The sequence below is a fragment of the Ktedonobacter sp. SOSP1-52 genome (assembly GCF_016587395.1).
The window spans coordinates 874,654-891,495 of record NZ_BNJH01000006.1; the positions used below are offsets into that span (position 1 = coordinate 874,654).

General features: G+C 54.9%; 12 protein-coding genes. 6 read left to right on the forward strand and 6 right to left on the reverse strand.

From position 1 onward, the window contains the following. Nucleotides 1–88 precede the first annotated feature (88 nt). Both JMJ16_RS49160 and JMJ16_RS49165 read right to left on the reverse strand, forming a co-directional pair. Entirely contained in the window at nucleotides 89–661 is a 573-nt protein-coding gene (locus JMJ16_RS49160) for a recombinase family protein (protein WP_201393544.1), read from the reverse strand. Between the two features lie 23 nt (nucleotides 662–684). Continuing rightward, the gene (locus JMJ16_RS49165) at nucleotides 685–1,011 is read right to left on the reverse strand and encodes a hypothetical protein (RefSeq protein WP_201393546.1); all 327 of its coding nucleotides are present in this window, start codon (nucleotides 1,009–1,011) and stop codon (nucleotides 685–687) included. A 63-nt stretch (nucleotides 1,012–1,074) separates the two neighbouring features. Here JMJ16_RS49165 and JMJ16_RS49170 point away from each other — a divergent pair, with 63 nt between their 5' ends. Then, nucleotides 1,075–1,926: a DUF899 family protein gene (locus tag JMJ16_RS49170; RefSeq protein ID WP_236602076.1), complete on the forward strand. Its 852-nt coding sequence runs from the start codon at nucleotides 1,075–1,077 to the stop codon at nucleotides 1,924–1,926. A 758-nt stretch (nucleotides 1,927–2,684) separates the two neighbouring features. Here JMJ16_RS49170 and JMJ16_RS49175 read toward each other — a convergent pair. Continuing rightward, nucleotides 2,685–4,718: a WD40 repeat domain-containing protein gene (locus JMJ16_RS49175; protein WP_201393548.1), complete on the reverse strand. Its 2,034-nt coding sequence runs from the start codon at nucleotides 4,716–4,718 to the stop codon at nucleotides 2,685–2,687. A gap of 927 nt (nucleotides 4,719–5,645) precedes the next feature. Here JMJ16_RS49175 and JMJ16_RS49180 point away from each other — a divergent pair. Further along, a complete protein-coding gene (locus tag JMJ16_RS49180; protein ID WP_201393550.1) occupies nucleotides 5,646–6,482 on the forward strand; it encodes an alpha/beta fold hydrolase in 837 nt (278 codons plus the stop codon). A 472-nt stretch (nucleotides 6,483–6,954) separates the two neighbouring features. On the opposite strand, the gene JMJ16_RS49185 is transcribed toward JMJ16_RS49180, so the two are convergent. Next, nucleotides 6,955–9,597 (reverse strand): Tn3 family transposase, encoded by a 2,643-nt coding sequence (locus JMJ16_RS49185; protein ID WP_201393552.1) that lies wholly within the window; start codon nucleotides 9,595–9,597, stop codon nucleotides 6,955–6,957. 165 nt (nucleotides 9,598–9,762) lie between these two features. Here JMJ16_RS49185 and JMJ16_RS49190 point away from each other — a divergent pair, with 165 nt between their 5' ends. Together JMJ16_RS49190 and JMJ16_RS49195 are read left to right on the forward strand one after the other, a co-directional pair. Further along, nucleotides 9,763–10,590: a nucleotidyltransferase domain-containing protein gene (locus JMJ16_RS49190; RefSeq protein ID WP_201377465.1), complete on the forward strand. Its 828-nt coding sequence runs from the start codon at nucleotides 9,763–9,765 to the stop codon at nucleotides 10,588–10,590. Between the two features lie 184 nt (nucleotides 10,591–10,774). Next, nucleotides 10,775–12,349, forward strand: a complete 1,575-nt coding sequence (locus tag JMJ16_RS49195) for an IS1182 family transposase (RefSeq protein WP_201377468.1) — start codon at nucleotides 10,775–10,777, stop codon at nucleotides 12,347–12,349. On the opposite strand, the gene JMJ16_RS49200 is transcribed toward JMJ16_RS49195, so the two are convergent. Next, a complete protein-coding gene (locus tag JMJ16_RS49200) occupies nucleotides 12,334–12,822 on the reverse strand; it encodes a DUF4158 domain-containing protein (RefSeq protein ID WP_201393554.1) in 489 nt (162 codons plus the stop codon). The genes JMJ16_RS49195 and JMJ16_RS49200 overlap by 16 nt on opposite strands. Before the next feature lie 350 nt (nucleotides 12,823–13,172). Between JMJ16_RS49200 and JMJ16_RS49205 the strand changes: the two genes are divergently transcribed. Next, nucleotides 13,173–16,394, forward strand: coding sequence for a LuxR C-terminal-related transcriptional regulator (locus JMJ16_RS49205; RefSeq protein WP_201393556.1), 3,222 nt, complete (start codon nucleotides 13,173–13,175; stop codon nucleotides 16,392–16,394). Here the strand turns inward: JMJ16_RS49205 and JMJ16_RS49210 are convergent. Then, entirely contained in the window at nucleotides 16,380–16,580 is a 201-nt protein-coding gene (locus JMJ16_RS49210) for a hypothetical protein (protein ID WP_201393558.1), read from the reverse strand. The two genes, JMJ16_RS49205 and JMJ16_RS49210, sit on opposite strands and share 15 nt — an antisense overlap. 4 nt (nucleotides 16,581–16,584) lie before the next feature. Here JMJ16_RS49210 and JMJ16_RS49215 point away from each other — a divergent pair, with 4 nt between their 5' ends. Continuing rightward, a complete protein-coding gene (locus JMJ16_RS49215) occupies nucleotides 16,585–16,800 on the forward strand; it encodes a hypothetical protein (protein WP_201393560.1) in 216 nt (71 codons plus the stop codon). Nucleotides 16,801–16,842: the final 42 nt, after the last annotated feature.

The following is a 16,842-nucleotide window of genomic DNA, read 5'->3' on the forward strand; positions in this document are numbered from 1 at the left end:
GCTAAGGGTTTGCAAGCCTGATAGGAGCCTTCAATCTCCCCGCTAACGCACGCGCAAGCAGGAAAGGCTATCGGCCATCTACTCGCCTTCATTCTGGTGTTTGTGCCTTCTGCTCTCTGACATAGCGATATAACGTCGAACGGGAGATCCCAAGCGTCGAACAAATATCATCAATGGAATGGTTTGGATCTGCAAACAGACGCAAGGCCAGGGCAATTTTTCCATTGGAGGTCAGTTTTCTGGGTCTCCCTCCTACGCGTCCCCTCGCACGGGCTACGGCTAATCCTGCATTCGTTCGCTCTCGAATCAGATCGCGCTCAAACTCAGCCAGCGCTCCCATCAGGTGAAAAATCAGCTTTCCTCCTGGGGTTGTCGTATCAATATTCTCGGTGAGGCTGATAAAGTCTACCCCATGTCCCTGAAGGCCGTTGAGGGTTGCGATGAGGTCTTGGAGGGAGCGGCCTAAACGGTCAAGTTTCCAGACCACCAGGGTGTCTCCTGGCCTGATGAACGCCAGGGTGTCCTCCAAGCCTTTGCGTTCAAAGGTCGATCCGGTCATCTTATCGCTGAAATACTTCTCACATCCCGCTTCTTTCAACGCATCCCTTTGTAATGCCTCGTTTTGTTCTTGCTTAGAAACCCGGATATAGCCAATCTTCATAGAACCTCTGCTGTAAGTGTCACTTACTCATCTAAGATCGATAGTTTTGACATTTTGATTTTGATATAAGTTTTGAGATTCGTCAAGCGTCCATTTCGCGCTTGCGGAGGTGATGCGCAGCTCCTCTGGAAAAACTGAACAGTTTGTGCCGAAAAACGGTCGATTGTGAGAATCTTCTTCACTCCCTTTGTCCAGGTGAGCAGGCAGCACACATGCGCGGCTTCGGGCAAGGCCCTATCAGGCGGTCCGGCTGATCTTTCCAAGGCTGGAGCCGGGCCGAGGATGTGAGCAAGATTCAAGAAGTTTTGTCCTTTCTCTGCCAGTAGAATAGATCTTGTTGCAACTTGCAAGCAAATCTCTGCTCCCCATGAGTCATCCCGCATGCAAGAAGGAGAGGAAAGAAGGAAACATCTATGAACACATTTGATCAGCACCATTTCACTATGAAGGATGAGTCGAAGAACGGAGGGTTGCCGGAGGCCGCAGGTCTCGACACCTCTGCGCTGCCTGCGGTGGTTGATCGGGTCACTTGGCAGGCGGAACTGGACAAGCTGCGGGTTCAGGAAAAGGCGCACACCCGCGAAGGAGATGCCATCGCGGCGGCTCGACGGCGGCTGCCGATGGTGGAGGTGGACCCCACCATCCAGCTTCTCGGCCCGCACGGATCGATCACGCTGCTCTCGGTCTTTGAGGGCCGAAGGCTTCTGATCGCCTACTATCACATGTGGGACGCTGGTCAACCCGCTGAAGCTCAGTGCGAGGGCTGCACCAAATACAACGGGCAGGTCCGCGAGCTATCCTACCTGCATTCCCGTGACGTCACCTACGCGACGTTCTGCCAGGGTCCCTACCAGGAGAGCGTCCGATATCGCGACTTTATGGGCTGGGACATGCCCTGGTATTCGGTGCAAGACTCCGCCGAGGTTCTGTTGGCTGGGCGCCAGGTCGGCATGTTCTACCTGGTGTGCTACCTGCGACACGAAGACCGTGTATTCGAAACCTACTGGACCAGCGGGCGCGGCGTCGAGGTCATGTCCCCTAGCTATGGGTTGCTGGACATGACTGTCTACGGCAGGCAGGAGGCCTGGGAGGACTCGCCCGTCGGCTGGCCGCAACGGTGGGGGGAAAACACCGGCGAACCCAATCCCTACCGCATGGGCGGACGTCCCATTGCCCAATGGTCTCGGCTGGCATCTGGATGCTCCGACGACCTCGGCACCAGGGCTACTGCCAGTGACACAAACGGCGGGCAAAACCAGCCGTGACCTCTCAATCAGCACTGACGCGGCCGGACGTGCAGCGCAGCGGTCAGCTCACAGTAGTCGATACCGCGGGAGCGCTGCTGGCCGGGGGGGTAGAAAAAGGAAGAGAACGATGACAACACGCGCGTGAGTACTCGGTGGAGGGATGTAGCGGGAATTGCCTGGGAGACTGGGCTGAACGTCGGGACTGGCTGAAGCCGAGAGAGGGGTCATCGCATCATTTTGTGCTTTCTGTACGTTAAGCGATCAGATCGTTCTGGCAGGCAGGAAAACTTGGTAAATAGCGTGAATGTTCGACGCTTTTTGAGGTGAAACGTAGGAAATTGGCGTCAATCATAGGAATCGACTATTCAGAGCCAGGAGAAACCTCTCCCCATCTGGTATACTCTGTAAATATGATTACTAAATGGCGGCAAAATTTGAGAATGGTTTGACGTAATTTCGGTGTTGCCTTTTCCCTCCCTTAACGAGGGAAAAGGCTTTGTAAGCGGGTTCAAGAGCTTTCTCTTTGAGAAGGCTATCTGCGATAAGCATCAGAGAATTATCAAAAAACTACGCCATTCAGTAATCACATTTACAGTCAAGAGGCCCGAAGATGTAGGGAGCCATTAGCTCCAGGTGCAAAAGCGGGATGTGCAACTCCTCCCGTGTCTGGCGTCAAATAGCAGAGGGGTTTGGCCGCGCTCGATTGCCGAGCGCGGCCAAACCCCTCTGCTATTTGACGCCGATTCTCTGTTTCAGGCAAAATGATCCAGCTTCGTCTATTGTTGATCGAAGCAAATCTGCACGGTGTTGTCCTGGTTGTCTGATCCAGCAGTCACAATATAGTGGCTATCGGGCGACCAGGCCACAACTGAGACCTTGCTGAGATGGCCGGTAAAGACGTAGACATGGTTCCCGGTCAGGGCGTCCCAGATCTGCACATCTCCCACAGTTGTTTCGTTATCGCTGACCGAGGCAATGCGTTTGCCATCCGGCGACCAGGCCACCTGCTGAATCGCGCCAGTCTGCTTCTGCTCGACGTGCCCGCGATAGGTATAGAGCAATTTGCCTGTCAGGGCTACCCAGACCTGCACCACCTGGTCCACGCCAGCCGAGGCAATATTCTTGCCATCGGGCGACCAGGCCGCGGTAAACACTCCTGCGCGATGGCCCTGGTAGACATACTGCAGCGTGAGAGAGCTGGCATTGACAGCCAGGATCACCACGCTGCCCGGCAAGTTGCTGTTTACGCCGGTGGATGAGACCGCGATCAGGTGATCATCGGGCGACCAGGAGACGCTGCTGGCTTGAACCGCCGCCCCGTCAGATCCAGCCGGCAGATCATACTTTCCCTCGAACTGTTTGCTCTGGACATTCCAGACCTGGATGGTGCCAAACTGGTCGCCAGCCGCGAGACGCTTGCCATTATGTGACCAGCTCAGCCCATGGATTGAGCCGTGAAGATTATCATCTACTCTGCTATATTGTGCGAGGAGTTTGCCGCCGAGTGCATCAAAGATGTCCACGTTACTCTTTTCATTGTTGAGTTCACCGACGGCCAGGCGCTGGCTATCGGGTGCCCAGCTAATCGTCCCCAGGAGAATCTTACTCTGATAGGTCGAGATGACCCTGCCAGTCCGCGCTTCCCAGACCAGAAGCGTATGCGTTGGATAGTTATCACTGGTGGACGCGATGTACTTGCCATTGGGTGACCAAGCCAGCGAGAGCGCCGAGGGCTGCGAAACAGGCACGACAAAGGCCTGACTACCCGGCGAGGCATCCCAGATCTGGACGGTGGAATTCGCGCCTGCCGCAATATACTTGCCGTTGGGCGACCAGGCCACGTCGCTGGCTGTATTATCGTAGGAGCCAGGCGGGCTGGCCGTCACAAAATGATACAGGTAACTACCGGTTGCAACATCCCAGACCTCAAGGCCTCCTGTCTGTTCTCCCCACATAGCCAGGCGCTGATTATCGGGGGACCAGGAAATCCCGGCGAAACGCTCGCCCTTATTGTGGCTATAGCTACTCGGACCGTAGCCGTAATAGGTCCGCAGGATTTGCCCCGTCACTGCATTGACCAGGTAAGCGCCGCCTGGTGCGCTGGCAGGCAGGGCAGCGATCTTTGTCCCATCCGGTGACCAGGCGATTTTCGTGAAGGTCGAAACGCTGGCAACCGTATACAGACGCACACTGGTCGCGTGTGCCGCATCCCAACTGGCAAAGGCTTTGCTGCCATCGCTGGAGGCCACGCGCTGGCTATCAGGCGACCACGCAATGGACAGCACGCTCTGGGTATGGCCGTGATAGGCCGCGCTCAGTTTGCCGCTTCCGGCATCCCAGATCTGGACCTGTCTATCGTCTCCCCCGCTGGCAATGAAACGATCATTGGGCGACCAGGCAACGGCCTCTACATTCGCCGTGTGCCCGGTATAGGTCCGGACCAGTTTGCCTGTCGTCACATTCCAGATTTCGACCGTCTTCAAGTTCGTGAGCGCGATCTCCTTGCCATCTGGCGACCAGGCCAGAGCGGGCACAGATCTCGCGCCGGGAAACGCCAGCGTGACCACGTGCGCGCCCGTCAGAGCATCCCAGATGTTCAGCCCTTTGCTATCCGCTTCCGCCACGCGGGTACTATCAGGCGACCAGGCAATTCTATCAACCCAGTTTTTCGCATGAAATGTATACAATGCTCTGCCTTCGCTTGAGGGCTGTATCGGCAGCGAGGAGTTCATGAGCGGCGAGGAGTTCGTGAGCAAAGGTTGTGTGGTACAGGCCACAACTCCCACCAGGAGAAAGAGCAGACCGGGCAAGGTCCATTTCCTTCGGAAAAAATGGAGCATTTTCACTCGTCATGTCCTTGAATAATCACACCGGTTTCCTGGCAGGCTGAGAAAAGCCACCAGGCAAAACGCCGGGGTAAGCAACTGGCCTGCCAGGAGCGCGAGAAAAGCGGAGAAAAGGGCTTTGCTGGCAAGCGTCTTTCTTCACTAAGAAAACGTCTGGCATACACAAAATTTCTTCATGAGATTCCCCATAATGCATATTTGGGACCTGCGTTGCCTGGGAAAGCCGATCTGTAAATATGATTACTAAATGGCGGCAAAATTTGAGAATGGTTTGACGTAATTTCGGTGTTGCCTTTTCCCTCCCTTAACGAGGGAAAGGGCTTTGTAAGCGGGTTCAAGAGCTTTCTCTTTGAGAAGGCTATCTGCGATAAGCATCAGAGAATTATCAAAAAACTACGCCATTCAGTAATCACATTTACACTCAGTGAGCATCGTGCAAGCTCGAAAGATGGACAAACATGGAGGCAAAAGTACCAACGATGCCTCAATTTACAGAAAGATGATGGAAGAAACGAGATTTTATGCGGTTTCTCCAGGTTCTGAATGGTCGATTCCTATGATTGACGCCGATTTCCTACGTTTCACCTCAAAAATCGTCGAACATCCAGCCAATTTACCAAAACTGTACGCTGACGAGCTAACTCGTCGCAGAACACTCGCCGGAGAATGTTGATACTACGCCGAGTTGCTAATCAGAAAACGAGCAGCAGCCTGTCCAGTTCTGGTCGAAAACTTGTCGGAGAATCCTTATCGTACACTTTTCACTTTTAGATGCTCTGACCCCAGAGAGATCGAAGCCATGCTGACCTGTTTCTGGGAACGCGCGGGAGGTCTACGACACCATCCCGATCATGGTGTCAATTCAAGAAGGATAGAAGGAGTTCTTCGCACATGGAATGTCTCGTTGGTGGTGTCCCGATCTATTATGAAACCTCTGGAATTGGAGTGCCTATCGTCGCGATTCACGGCAATCCTACTGATCATCGGGCCATGAAAGGCTGCATGGAACCCGTGTTTGCCAATCGGCCAGGATGGCAGCGCATCTATTTCGACCTTCCTGGCATGGGACGAACACCGGGAAGCAAGCAGATTAAGAGCACTGATGACATCCTCGATCTCGTGCTCGATTTTATCGAGACGATTCTTCCTGGACAGCATTTTCTGCTCGCAGGGGAGTCCTATGGCGGCTACCTCAGTCGAGGAGTCCTCTTACGCAAGTTTGAGCAGGTCGAAGGCATGGCGCTCATTTGCCCGCTCATGGTCTCAGACGTTCAAAAACGTGATCGCCCACCACGGACTGTTCTGGTCAACAATCCGCACCTGTTAGCCTCTCTCGACTCAACCGACGCAGAGCTCTTTCGTTCCATCGCCGTTGTTCAAGATAGGGACAATTGGGAGCATTTTCGAGATGAAGTGCTCCCCGGGATACGAGTTGCCGATACCACGTTTCTCCACACGATCAGTCAACGCTACGGGTACTCGTTTGATGTTGACCACTTACCACAGCCTTTCTCTAAGCCAGTGGTGATCCTCACAGGAAGACAAGATTCCTTGGTTGGCTACCGAGATGCTTGGCACCTCCTGGAGAACTATCCTCGTGCAACCTTCGCTGTCCTGGATCGCGCCGGTCATAACGCACACAATGAGCAGCATCAGGTGTTCAATGCCATTCTGGGAGATTGGCTCGACCGTGTGCAAGAGGTTCTCCAGAAAGATGGTCTCAAATAGGACTCGCTCTCCTTTGCCATCCGCGAGGAGCGCGCATCGCCTCAGGCTCACCACCTCCTGCGAGTGGGGAGGAGCGTGCTTCGTGATGCCATACCTCGTTTTGTCAGGGTATTTCAGCCAAACTCTTCCACAGAACTGGGTATGGCATCGGTTCTCCTGTGGCAGCATAGAGAACCCGCGGCCTGACGCTGGATGAACGCTTCCAGCCGCAGGTTGATCCCACGCTACAGACAAGAGGCGTTGGCATCGTGGCCCAACTCCCAGAAGGTGATTGCTGATGCGCACACGCGTCCTCGCAAGAAGGCGGAACCAGCTCACAGATCCTGCAACGCATCGGCGCTCTGGCTCTGGCTGCTCTTACAGTGACAGAGGCTGAGCGTCGGAACGTGATTGTCTCACGGCTGCCGGTGCAGAGCTGGTCCCTCCCTTTGTGTCGCAGCAAACCAACGTATTTGACACGCACTTTGGAGCTTTAAGAAGCCACCCAGGAGGTGGCTTCTTTTTCTTCTTTTGACTCTACTACACGCAAAGGCCGGAGGTTTTCTAACGAGCGTCCCGGCTGCGGCGCAAAATGATAATTCCCAATCAGATTAATATGTTCCCAGCCCAATGGGGCAATGTGGGCAAGTGTTGCTTCTGCAATGTCCTCACCACCTTTGCGCAATGTAGCAAAGGCTTCGGTCAAATAAATCGTGTTCCAGGCTGCGACGGCTGCAACGAGCAGATGCAGACAGGAAGCCCGGTGGATCTGGTCCTCCAGGGCTCGATCACGCAGTTCCCCCAAGCGGCCAAAGAAGAGCTGACGAGCAAGCGCGTGCAATGCTTCCCCTTTGTTCAGTCCGATCAGAATGCGGCGGCGCAGAGCGGCATCGCGGAAATATTCTAGCAGAAATACCGTCCGTTCGAGCTTTCCCATTTCCGTCAGGGCACGCGCTACCTGGTTTTGGCGCGGGTAGGCGGCCAGTTTGCGCATCAGCAACGAAGCTGATACCGTCCCATGACGAATGGAAGAAGCCACACGCCGCATTTCATCCCACTGCTCGATGATGAGCTTCTTATTAACCTGATCGAAGAGCAGCGTATTCAACGGCCCATGCTCTCCCACCTCATCCAGCAGATACAATTTCTTGGAGAGAGCATCAGCGATGCGTGGGGCAAAGCGGAAGCCGAGCAACGATGCCAAGGCAAACACATGCTCAGTGCTCCCTCCAGTATCAGTGTAATGCTCGCGAATATGCAAGTCGCTCTCGTGATGGCACAACGCATCAATCGCATAGAGAGCCTCCTCATTCGTCCCGATCACCTGCGGCTTGCCAAAAGGAACCCAGATGTCAGCCGCATGGGTATAAATGTTGGTCCCCCGCCCCGCTCCAAAGTATTTAGCGTTGTATTCCGCGTTCGCGGCTTTCACCCCTACATGCATGCGCATCCCATCAGAAGACGAGGTCGTCCCATCCCCCCAACTGCGCGAGAGTGGCGCCGAGAGCACAAAGTTATCTAGACAGGCCAGAGATGCTAGCAGTGTCTCCTCACGAATATGCCAGTCTACTGACCAGGAGAGTTGGCGATAGGTATAGGGACAAGACTGTTCCATCTTGGTCAGTCCCAGGTTCATGCCCATCCCCATCAGTGCTGCAACCAGGATCAGTTTCGCTTCGCCTACTGGCGCATCGCCACTGGTCAGATGAGTAAAGGGCCGCAGAAAACCGGTCCAATTATCCAGTTCCAGCAGCAGGTCGGGCAACTTGACCGGCGGAAGCATGCCATAGGCACGCGGCCGCATGCGCTCCACCTCAGCAGGAATCTCCTTCTCCAGTGGTGGCAGATACAAGTGCCCTTTCTCGTCCAGGCAGAGACTCCCTTCGACCTTCCCGATACTCTCCTGAAGAGCAACGAGCCTTTCCAGAATTTCTCGCTGTTTGTCTGCTAGATACGCTTCCGCTTCATTACTCACAGCGAGTCTCGTTTGACTTTTCTGAGTGAGGTGCTCAAAGTGTGGTGCCGGTAAGAGATAGCCCTCGAAGGCTCGATACCGTCGGCTTCCGCCCACGGCGATATCCCCTGAGCGAACTCGTCCTTTCAGGGCTTCAAAAGCGGCAGCTTCATAGTAATTGGGCGCGATATCGTCCCCTTGCAGCGCATGCTTGCGCCATCGTTCGGTAAGATGCCCCAAAGGGGCGATCATCTTCACTTTCCCTACTTTCTGTTCGCGGGCGGTGACACGCTTGCGACGCTCAGCCAGATCCGAAACATACTCCAGTGCAGCAAGCGCAGGCTCACTCTTACGAACGGGCTGAAAGTCCAACGCCTGATAGAGCGAGAGGAGGCTTTGTCGCATGGGGGTATATCGTGATTCGATCAAATCCAGTGAATCCAGATTTTCTGGCCGCAGCAGTTGCTTCGCGGAATCCACAGTGGCAGCAAGCTGAGGTTCAGAAACGGCGGTGAGCACTGCCGTCACGGGGTCGTTTCCCTCTGTTCTCGCCAGTAAGAAGGCTTCTGCTGCTCTGGCTAAGATCGTCAGATGGCTATTGAGCTTGCGGGCATTCGTGTGGAAATGCTTCTCTTGACGCCGTTCTCCCTTGCGCAAGAGTTCCCCCAGCAGTTTATCAAATTGATCAAGCGCCTGGTCTGTGAGATCTTGCGACAGTTCAAAGAGGTGGGCTCTCAACAAGGCGTGACGCCGTTCTGCCTTGAACCTCAAAAGTGGCTGCGTCTGATATTTACTACACTTCCGGGCCAATTGCAATATTCTGTTTTGATGCAATATGGCTGGCATGGCTGGCAGTTCCAATTCACGGAGAAATACTAAACGTTCGACAATCTGCTTGACACTTTTTGCTGAGGTCACTCCAGGAGGTTCCCGCAGCCAACTTAAACGGGCCGTTCCTCGTCGCCCAGCGTCAGCATGCAATAATCCATCAAGACCACTGCGATGCTCCAGTGTCAGATCGGCGGTAAGGAGGCGAAACAACCTCTTCTCCGCTGCCTTGAGCACGATCCAGATGAGCCGCTCCAGATGGGAGAGGAGTGGAGCAATAATCTTTTCTTTGCGCAACAGATCTAGAGCATCGGTCGAGAAATGGAAATGAGAATCTCCGTAAATGAAGTGCACGTTTTTCCCGCAAGGATGAGCACACCAACGCCTCCTCATCAGCATATATAGCCAGAAGAAAATACCGATCCTCCAAGGTTGTGTTGTTACTCCTTTTCCTCTTTTCCGTCGATATAACAATGCGCTGTTTCTCCACAAGAGCAAAAGAGATCAAGGAGATCGTTTATGTCCATGGAAAAAATGAAGTATGTCCAAGCACGTACCATCTTACTGGAGCAGATCGCTTCCACGTTGCAAAAGGATGAGCGCTTTGTGGCAGCCTGGTTGGCTGGGAGCTTTGGTCGTGGTGAAGAGACGTGGCTCAGTGATCTGGATCTGTACGTCGTCGTCTCTGACGCCTCAAGTGCGTCTTTGTGTGCCACCCCCTGGCAGATCGGAGCGAAAACGACGGAAGAACGCCTCGCCCTGTTCAAGCAGTTTGGGACACCAGGAATCATTTTTGAGAGAAGGAACCACGCGAACCAGATTGACAGTATCCTCACCAATGTGGTTTATCAGGAGTCCGCTCAAAGTGTCGATTGGATGCTGATCCCGCAGGCAAAAGCCTACCGCGAACACGCTTCCCTTCTGCTCTTTGATAAAGTTGGTCTTCCTAAACCATCGGCACCAGAACCTGAAAGTCTTGAGCAGCGTATCGAGCGAGCTTCGACACATGTGGGTTTCTTCTGGATCATCGCTTGCGGAAGTGCGAGGGCTCTCGCTGCGGGCAGGCTTCTTCTTTTCTCCTCCTACCTGCTCGAACTGGAAGGGACGATTCGCGAAGTAAAAACAGCACTCCGGGGTGAACGTACGACGTACACAAAGCACACCAATCTACGAATGTCTTTCACACATGAGGAACGTGTAGCCATTTTACGTCGCCTTTGTGATGAAATGGAAAGTTTGATGCCCCAGGTAGTCCAGTTTGGGGGATACGTTCCAGTCTCACCTCGTGCCATTGTGGAGCTGCGACTCGCATTGCCTCCATCAGAGGAGCAAAACACGCTGCCATAAATCTCATCATTCCATGGGCTCTCAAACGTTGGTGGGGAGGCACTGACGGACGCATCTGTATTGGAAAACGGCTCTGCTTGAGGAAATGAGGGGGGAAAGAAAAGAATGCGATTGACAGAGCAAGCGAGAGATGATTAGCTCAAGAAAAAGAACTAAGCCTCGGAAAAGGTTCAGGAGGAAATGCATGCAACCACCAATATGGAAGCCTCCCGTGGAGTTGAGCGAGCAAGAAGAACAGATTGTGAAGCGGATTCGAAAAGCTAAATTATTTGTCTTTTTGCGTCAACACCGTCATGAACTGTTTGATGAAGCGTTCCAGCAGGAATTGGCGAGTTTGTACCAGAAAGCAGAGCGAGGGCAGCCGCCAGTGACCCCAGCAATGTTGGCCCTGGCACTCATCCTGGAAGCATACACTGGTGTATCCGATGATGAGGTCATTGAGGCGATGCTTATGGACCGGCGGTGGCAGTTGGTACTCGATTGTCTGAATTGCGAGCAAACACCTTTCAGTAAAGGCACATTGGTGGCCTTTCGCCAGCGGCTCATTGAGGGGCAGATGGATCGACGGCTGATCGAACGAACCATTGAGATCGCCAACCAAAGCCAGGCATTTGGTCCACGGGCCTTACGCGCCGCCTTAGATAGTAGTCCGTTGTGGGGAGCCGGACGAGTGGAAGACACCTGTAATTTGGTGGGACACGCGCTCAAAAAGGTCATGCGCGTGGTGGCTGGCCAGCAGGGGCGGGGGCTGGTCGAGGTAGCGAAGGAGGCCGGAGCAGAGTTGGTCTGTGGGAGCAGTTTGAAAGCGGCGTTAGATCGTGATTGGGATCAACAAATTCAGAAAGATGAGGCGCTGGGTCTGGTCTTGAATGTGTTACGAGCCGTAGAAACCTGGGTGCAGACTCTGCAACAGGAAGATGTGCTCTTGGCTCAGCCGTCTCTCTCAATTGCTCAACAGGTGAAGGCGCAAGATGTGCAGGTGGATGAGAAGGGAAAAGAGAGTCTGATAAAAGGAGTGGCAAAAGATCGACGTATTAGCGTTGAAGATGAGCAGATGCGCCATGGACGCAAAAGTCGAAGCATGCTGGTCGATGGGTACAAACGTCATGTCTTGCATGATCTGGACACGAGCCTCATCCGTGCGGTGGGAATCACGCCAGCCAATGTTCCCGAAGCCAGTGTCACGAGAGCCATCAGTGAAGATCTCTGCCAGCAAGAAGTTTCTTTAAAAGAACTGCATATCGACCGGGCCTATTTGAGCAGCCATTTCGTGCGGGAACGCAGCGATGATCTGGCGGTGTATTGCAAAGCCTGGCCGGTACGCGAGAGCAAACGCTTTTCCAAGCAAACTTTTACCTTAGATTGGGAACGGCAGATCATCCGGTGTCCGGCTGAGCAGGAGATGCCCTTTCTGCCCGGTGGGGTCGTCCACTTTCCCAAAGAGATCTGCGCTCAATGCCCATTGAAAGAGCAATGCACGACCAGCACCAAAGGGCGCAGCGTCAGCATCCATCCGGATGAAGCCTTGATCATCGAGTTACGTGAGCGCCAACAGACAGTGCAAGGGCGTGCTCAACTACGCGAACGAGTGGCCGTCGAGCATACCCTGGCTCATGTAGGTCAGTGGCAAGGACGCCGCGCTCGCTATCGAGGTGTGCGCAAGAACCTCTTCGATCTGCGCCGCTGTGCTGTTGTCCACAATTTGCATGTCCTGGCTCGCTCCCAGCAGCTTTCAGCTAAGCTTCAGGACTCTGCTTGATTTCTTGACCGGCTCTCTAGAGCCTGCTCAATCAATGGAACAGGGCGGTCGCTCTCTAGCGCCAGAGGAAGCAGTTCACGGGCTAACCACAAATACTCCCGCCATCCACATTCACGGAACCCGCATTTCTGTCGTATTTCATCCAGATGCTCATAAATGGTATTATCGCGATCCCCATAACGGGCAAACGCAGACGCCGGCACCTGGATCTGATCGGCAATGGCAGAGAGCACTCTGCTGGGAATCCCTACTATATCTTTCAAAGGGCGTCCGGGAAAGCGCAAAACAGCGAGCTGAACCGCAAAACCCAAGCGATTATGAAGACGCCTCCGCAGCTTAATGAGGTCCAGGTCATCTTGTGTGAAGGTATAGTAGCGGGCAATCTCGCGATCTGAGAGATCTGCCGGGATCTGGGTCAATTCGTGGCGCTGCTCTGGAGTTAAATAGGTCGGCATTCTCGAAGTAAAAGGCATCTTCTCCTCTCCCCTCCCATCCATCTTTCTGCCTTTTTAGCATGCCATGAGCGTGATGTCAACGAAATCACTGTACGACGGGACTGGAAGGCTATACTCCTGTCTTAACGGGAACCATTCTAGGCCATTGGAGTCTCGGGAAAGCTTAGCGGGGAAAAGTGTACGAAAAAATGTTATGACCCCGATTACTGGGATAACTGGTACTCATCCTTCCAGTTTATCGTGTGAGGCCATCTCTGCGATTAACAAAACACGGTCTGAAATCGCTGCTTGCCTGCCCATCCCAGTGTATGCTATACTCACCCTAGGTTGGGGTATTGGGGATAAAGCCTGAGGTCGGAAAGGAGTCCATGCCAAAACCATCCACCCATACACTTCTCTGGTCTGCTCAGAGCAACATCTATACCCTTATGACCTCTAACCATCCACTGCAGGAGATCATCCCGGGAGACGAAGAACTCTGGGTAGCCTGGTTGACAACGCATTCCTCCTTTTCCTTCCAAGGACAATACGGCCATCTCAGTGTCCTTAAAGAGTCCCGGTCGCGAGGAGCGGGCTACTGGTATGCCTACCACACCAAAGAGGGCCAAACTCGCAAGCGCTATCTGGGACGAAACGAGTTGGTGACACTGGCGCGCTTAGAGGAGGTGGCACTGGACCTGGGCCGCAAGCCCTCGCCCGCCCCTCTTGCCCTTTTGCCTCCAGTGCCGTCGTCCGAACAAGGGGGCGTGCTGCTCTCCACCAAGCTTTCTCCTCCTCGTCTGCCCGGCTCGCTGGTAGAGCGCTCTCGCTTGCTCGCAGAACTGGATGTGGCACGCTCTCACCCTGTGACGCTCGTCTGCGCCCCTGCAGGAAGTGGGAAGACCACGTTGCTCTCGGCATGGGTAGCCTCTCTGCAGCAGGCAGGCAGGGGGAAAGCGGGGGGCACAAAGCGCGAGGAAGCCAAACAGGCAGTTACCTGGCTTTCCCTCGACGCGTTGGACACTGAACCAATCCGCTTCTGGGCCTCGATCATTGTGGCCCTACGTGCTGGTTTGCCTACGATTGGAGAGGAGGCACTCACTCTGCTGCGTTTGGCCCAATCTCCTCCGCTTTCGACCTGTCTTTCGACTCTACTCAATGAGCTGACACAAGTGGATCGAGAGATCATTCTCATCCTGGATGACTACCATGTGATCGAGGACCAGACGATCCACGAGTCCTTGCTCTTCTTGATCGATCATCTGCCTGCCAACCTGCATCTGGTGCTCACCACCCGAACTGATCCAACGCTTCCCCTTGCCCGATGGCGTGTTCGTGGTCAGTTGATCGAGATCCGCAACCAGGATTTGCGCTTTACCCAGGCGGAGGCGGCCAGCTTTCTTGTACAAAGTATGGGTCTACCTCTCACAGAAGAGGACGTGGCGATCCTCTCGAAGCGCACAGAGGGCTGGATCGCAGGTCTGCAACTGGCAGTGCTCTCCTTGCGCAAGCAGCAGGATTTCTCCGGCTGGATTGCGGACTTTTCTGGTAGTTCCCGCTTTGTGCTGGACTACGTGCAGCAGGACATTCTCGTGCGGTTGCCGGTCCCACTCCAGCACTTTCTGCTCCAGACATCGATTGTGACGAGGATGAATGCGGCCTTATGCCAGGCTATCACAGCTGCGCCGACGCGAGAAGTGTGCCAGCAGAGGCTAGAGGAGGTGGAGCGAGCCAACCTTTTTCTGGTGCCTCTGGATGAGCAGCGGCAGTGGTACCGTTTTCATGATCTCTTTCGCGAGGCACTGCTCGCTCGTTTGCACGCTGCTCACTCCCAATTGGTCCCGCTTTTGCACATCCGGGCAGCCAGCTTTTATGAGGCGGCGGGCGAGTGGCAGGAGGCCATTGCTCACGCGCTTTCCGCGCCCGATTACGCTTTGGCCGCCTCCTTGATGGAGCAGGCAGCTCCTCACTTCTGGTTGCATGGGCAGGTCAGGACCGTCCATAACTGGATACTGGCACTGCCAGATGCCATCCTGCGTGCTCATCTTCGCCTGGCTCTGGGCGCCGCTCTGCGCTTCGTTGACTCCGTCAATCTGAACAACGCAACGTTGCATGCCAGCATGGCCGCCCAGGTGGAGCGCACCTTCACGCGCATGGAAACGCTCCTGCGCAGACCGCTGCAATGGACGCTCTCCGAGGCCGAGGTAACGTTGATCGGGCGCTGTCTGCGCCTGCTACGTGCCTGGATCGAGCTCAGAGCGATCGCCAGGCATGGCGACATAGGGCGTCTGCGTCTTCTCTCTCAGGAGATAGAGGCGCTACCCCAAGATGCAGAAGTGAGTTGGAACATCATCCCGCTCTCCATCGCCTTCTGGTTGACCGCTGTGTATGAGGGGGAGGGAGCTTCCCTGATCCATCGGCTGCGGAGCGCGAAGCAGCAGATGATCGAGGCAGGAGACTCCCCGGTGACGATCCGCGTGATGTCCTGGCTGGCTCTTACCTATACCCAGGCCGCACAGTTACACCTGGCTCAGCAGCAATGCCTGGAGGCACTCGCTCTGGTAGAACGGATCGGTCGGCCCACCGCACTGGCAGGGTATCTCTATTATACCTTGTTTTTCATCTTCTACGCGTGTAATCGACTGGAAGAGGCCTCTGACTGGTTGCAGCGCATGGTACGGAGCGCGCAGGACTGGCAACAGGTGGAACTGCTGGCCATGGGGGAGGTCTTTGCGGCACGGCTCGCGTTGGCAAGAGGAGATCACTCTCGCGCGGAAGAGGCCTTGCACCAGCTCGAAGCCCTGGTTGAGCAGGAGAGGTTTGCCCACCATGCCCTCTGGGTAAACACGCTGCGCGTGCAATGCTGGTTGGCGGAGGGGAAGCTGGCGGAGGCGTCAGAGTGGGCCGCACAGAGCACGCTCTCCCCAGAGACCTGGAATCCCCTGCGCCGATGGGAGGTGCTGATGCTGGGGCGCGTCTTGCTGGCACAGCAGCAGTACGCCCAGGCGGTCGAGACGCTCTCACGCTTCAGCCAGTACTTTGACCAGCCAGGAGCTATCGACACAGCTCTCGAGTGGATGGCGCTCTCTGTCGTGGCCCTCCACCATGCAGGAAAGCCCGAGCAAGCGATGTGCGTTGCGGTTCGTCTGCTCGCGCTGGCCGAGCCAGAGGGCTATGCCCGTGTGTACCTGGACACGGGTGAGCCCCTAATGAAACAGGTGCTCAAGGTGCTCCTGGAGGCACAGCAAGATGATGCCCCCGGTGCTGCGCCAGGTTCCATTTCCAGGTCCTCTGTTTCACGGTGGCTCTCGACCTTTGAGCAGGAAGAAACTGGTGCTGCGCATCATGTTCTCAGACGCTCCGCAAAGACGCAAACGATCCAGTCTGAGCCCCAACCTGCCGAAGTGCAGCAAATGGCTGAACCCCTCTCTCCCCAGGAGTTGAAGGTGCTGCGTTTGTTGGTCGCCGGGCGCACCTACGCTGAGATGGCTCAGACGCTGATCGTCTCCATCCATACAATTAAGACCCAGGTCAGCAGTATCTATCGCAAGCTAGGCGTGAGCCGACGCGCCGAAGCCATCGCGGCGACCCACCATTTAGACCTTCTCTAACTCGATCTGCGCGCTCGCCGCAACTCGGATGTTGGGGAGATACGGCTGGCTACGCACGATTCCCCAACACCACTCAGCAATCAGCCGTCCAATCAGGAAGACAGGCGATGCCCCCTCCCCTGCTTGCAGGCTATACTCTTTCTTGTGAGAGAGCAGAGCACAACATGAGGACCTGAAAGGAGGCACACCAATGCACGTCGTGATCCGCATCAAAGGACATCTGGACCAGAGTTGGCAGGAGTGGATAGGGGGATTACAGATCGTGCATGAGGAGGATGGCACATCCAGACTTTTTGGTTTCCTCCAGGATCAGGCAGCCCTTCATGGAGTGCTCGCCACGATTGGTCGTTTAAGCTTGACCTTGCTCTCACTCGAACAGAGAGAAACGAGGCCAAACAAGGACTAATCTTCCACCCCTTCACTCGGGGGTATTTGACAAAGAACAAAG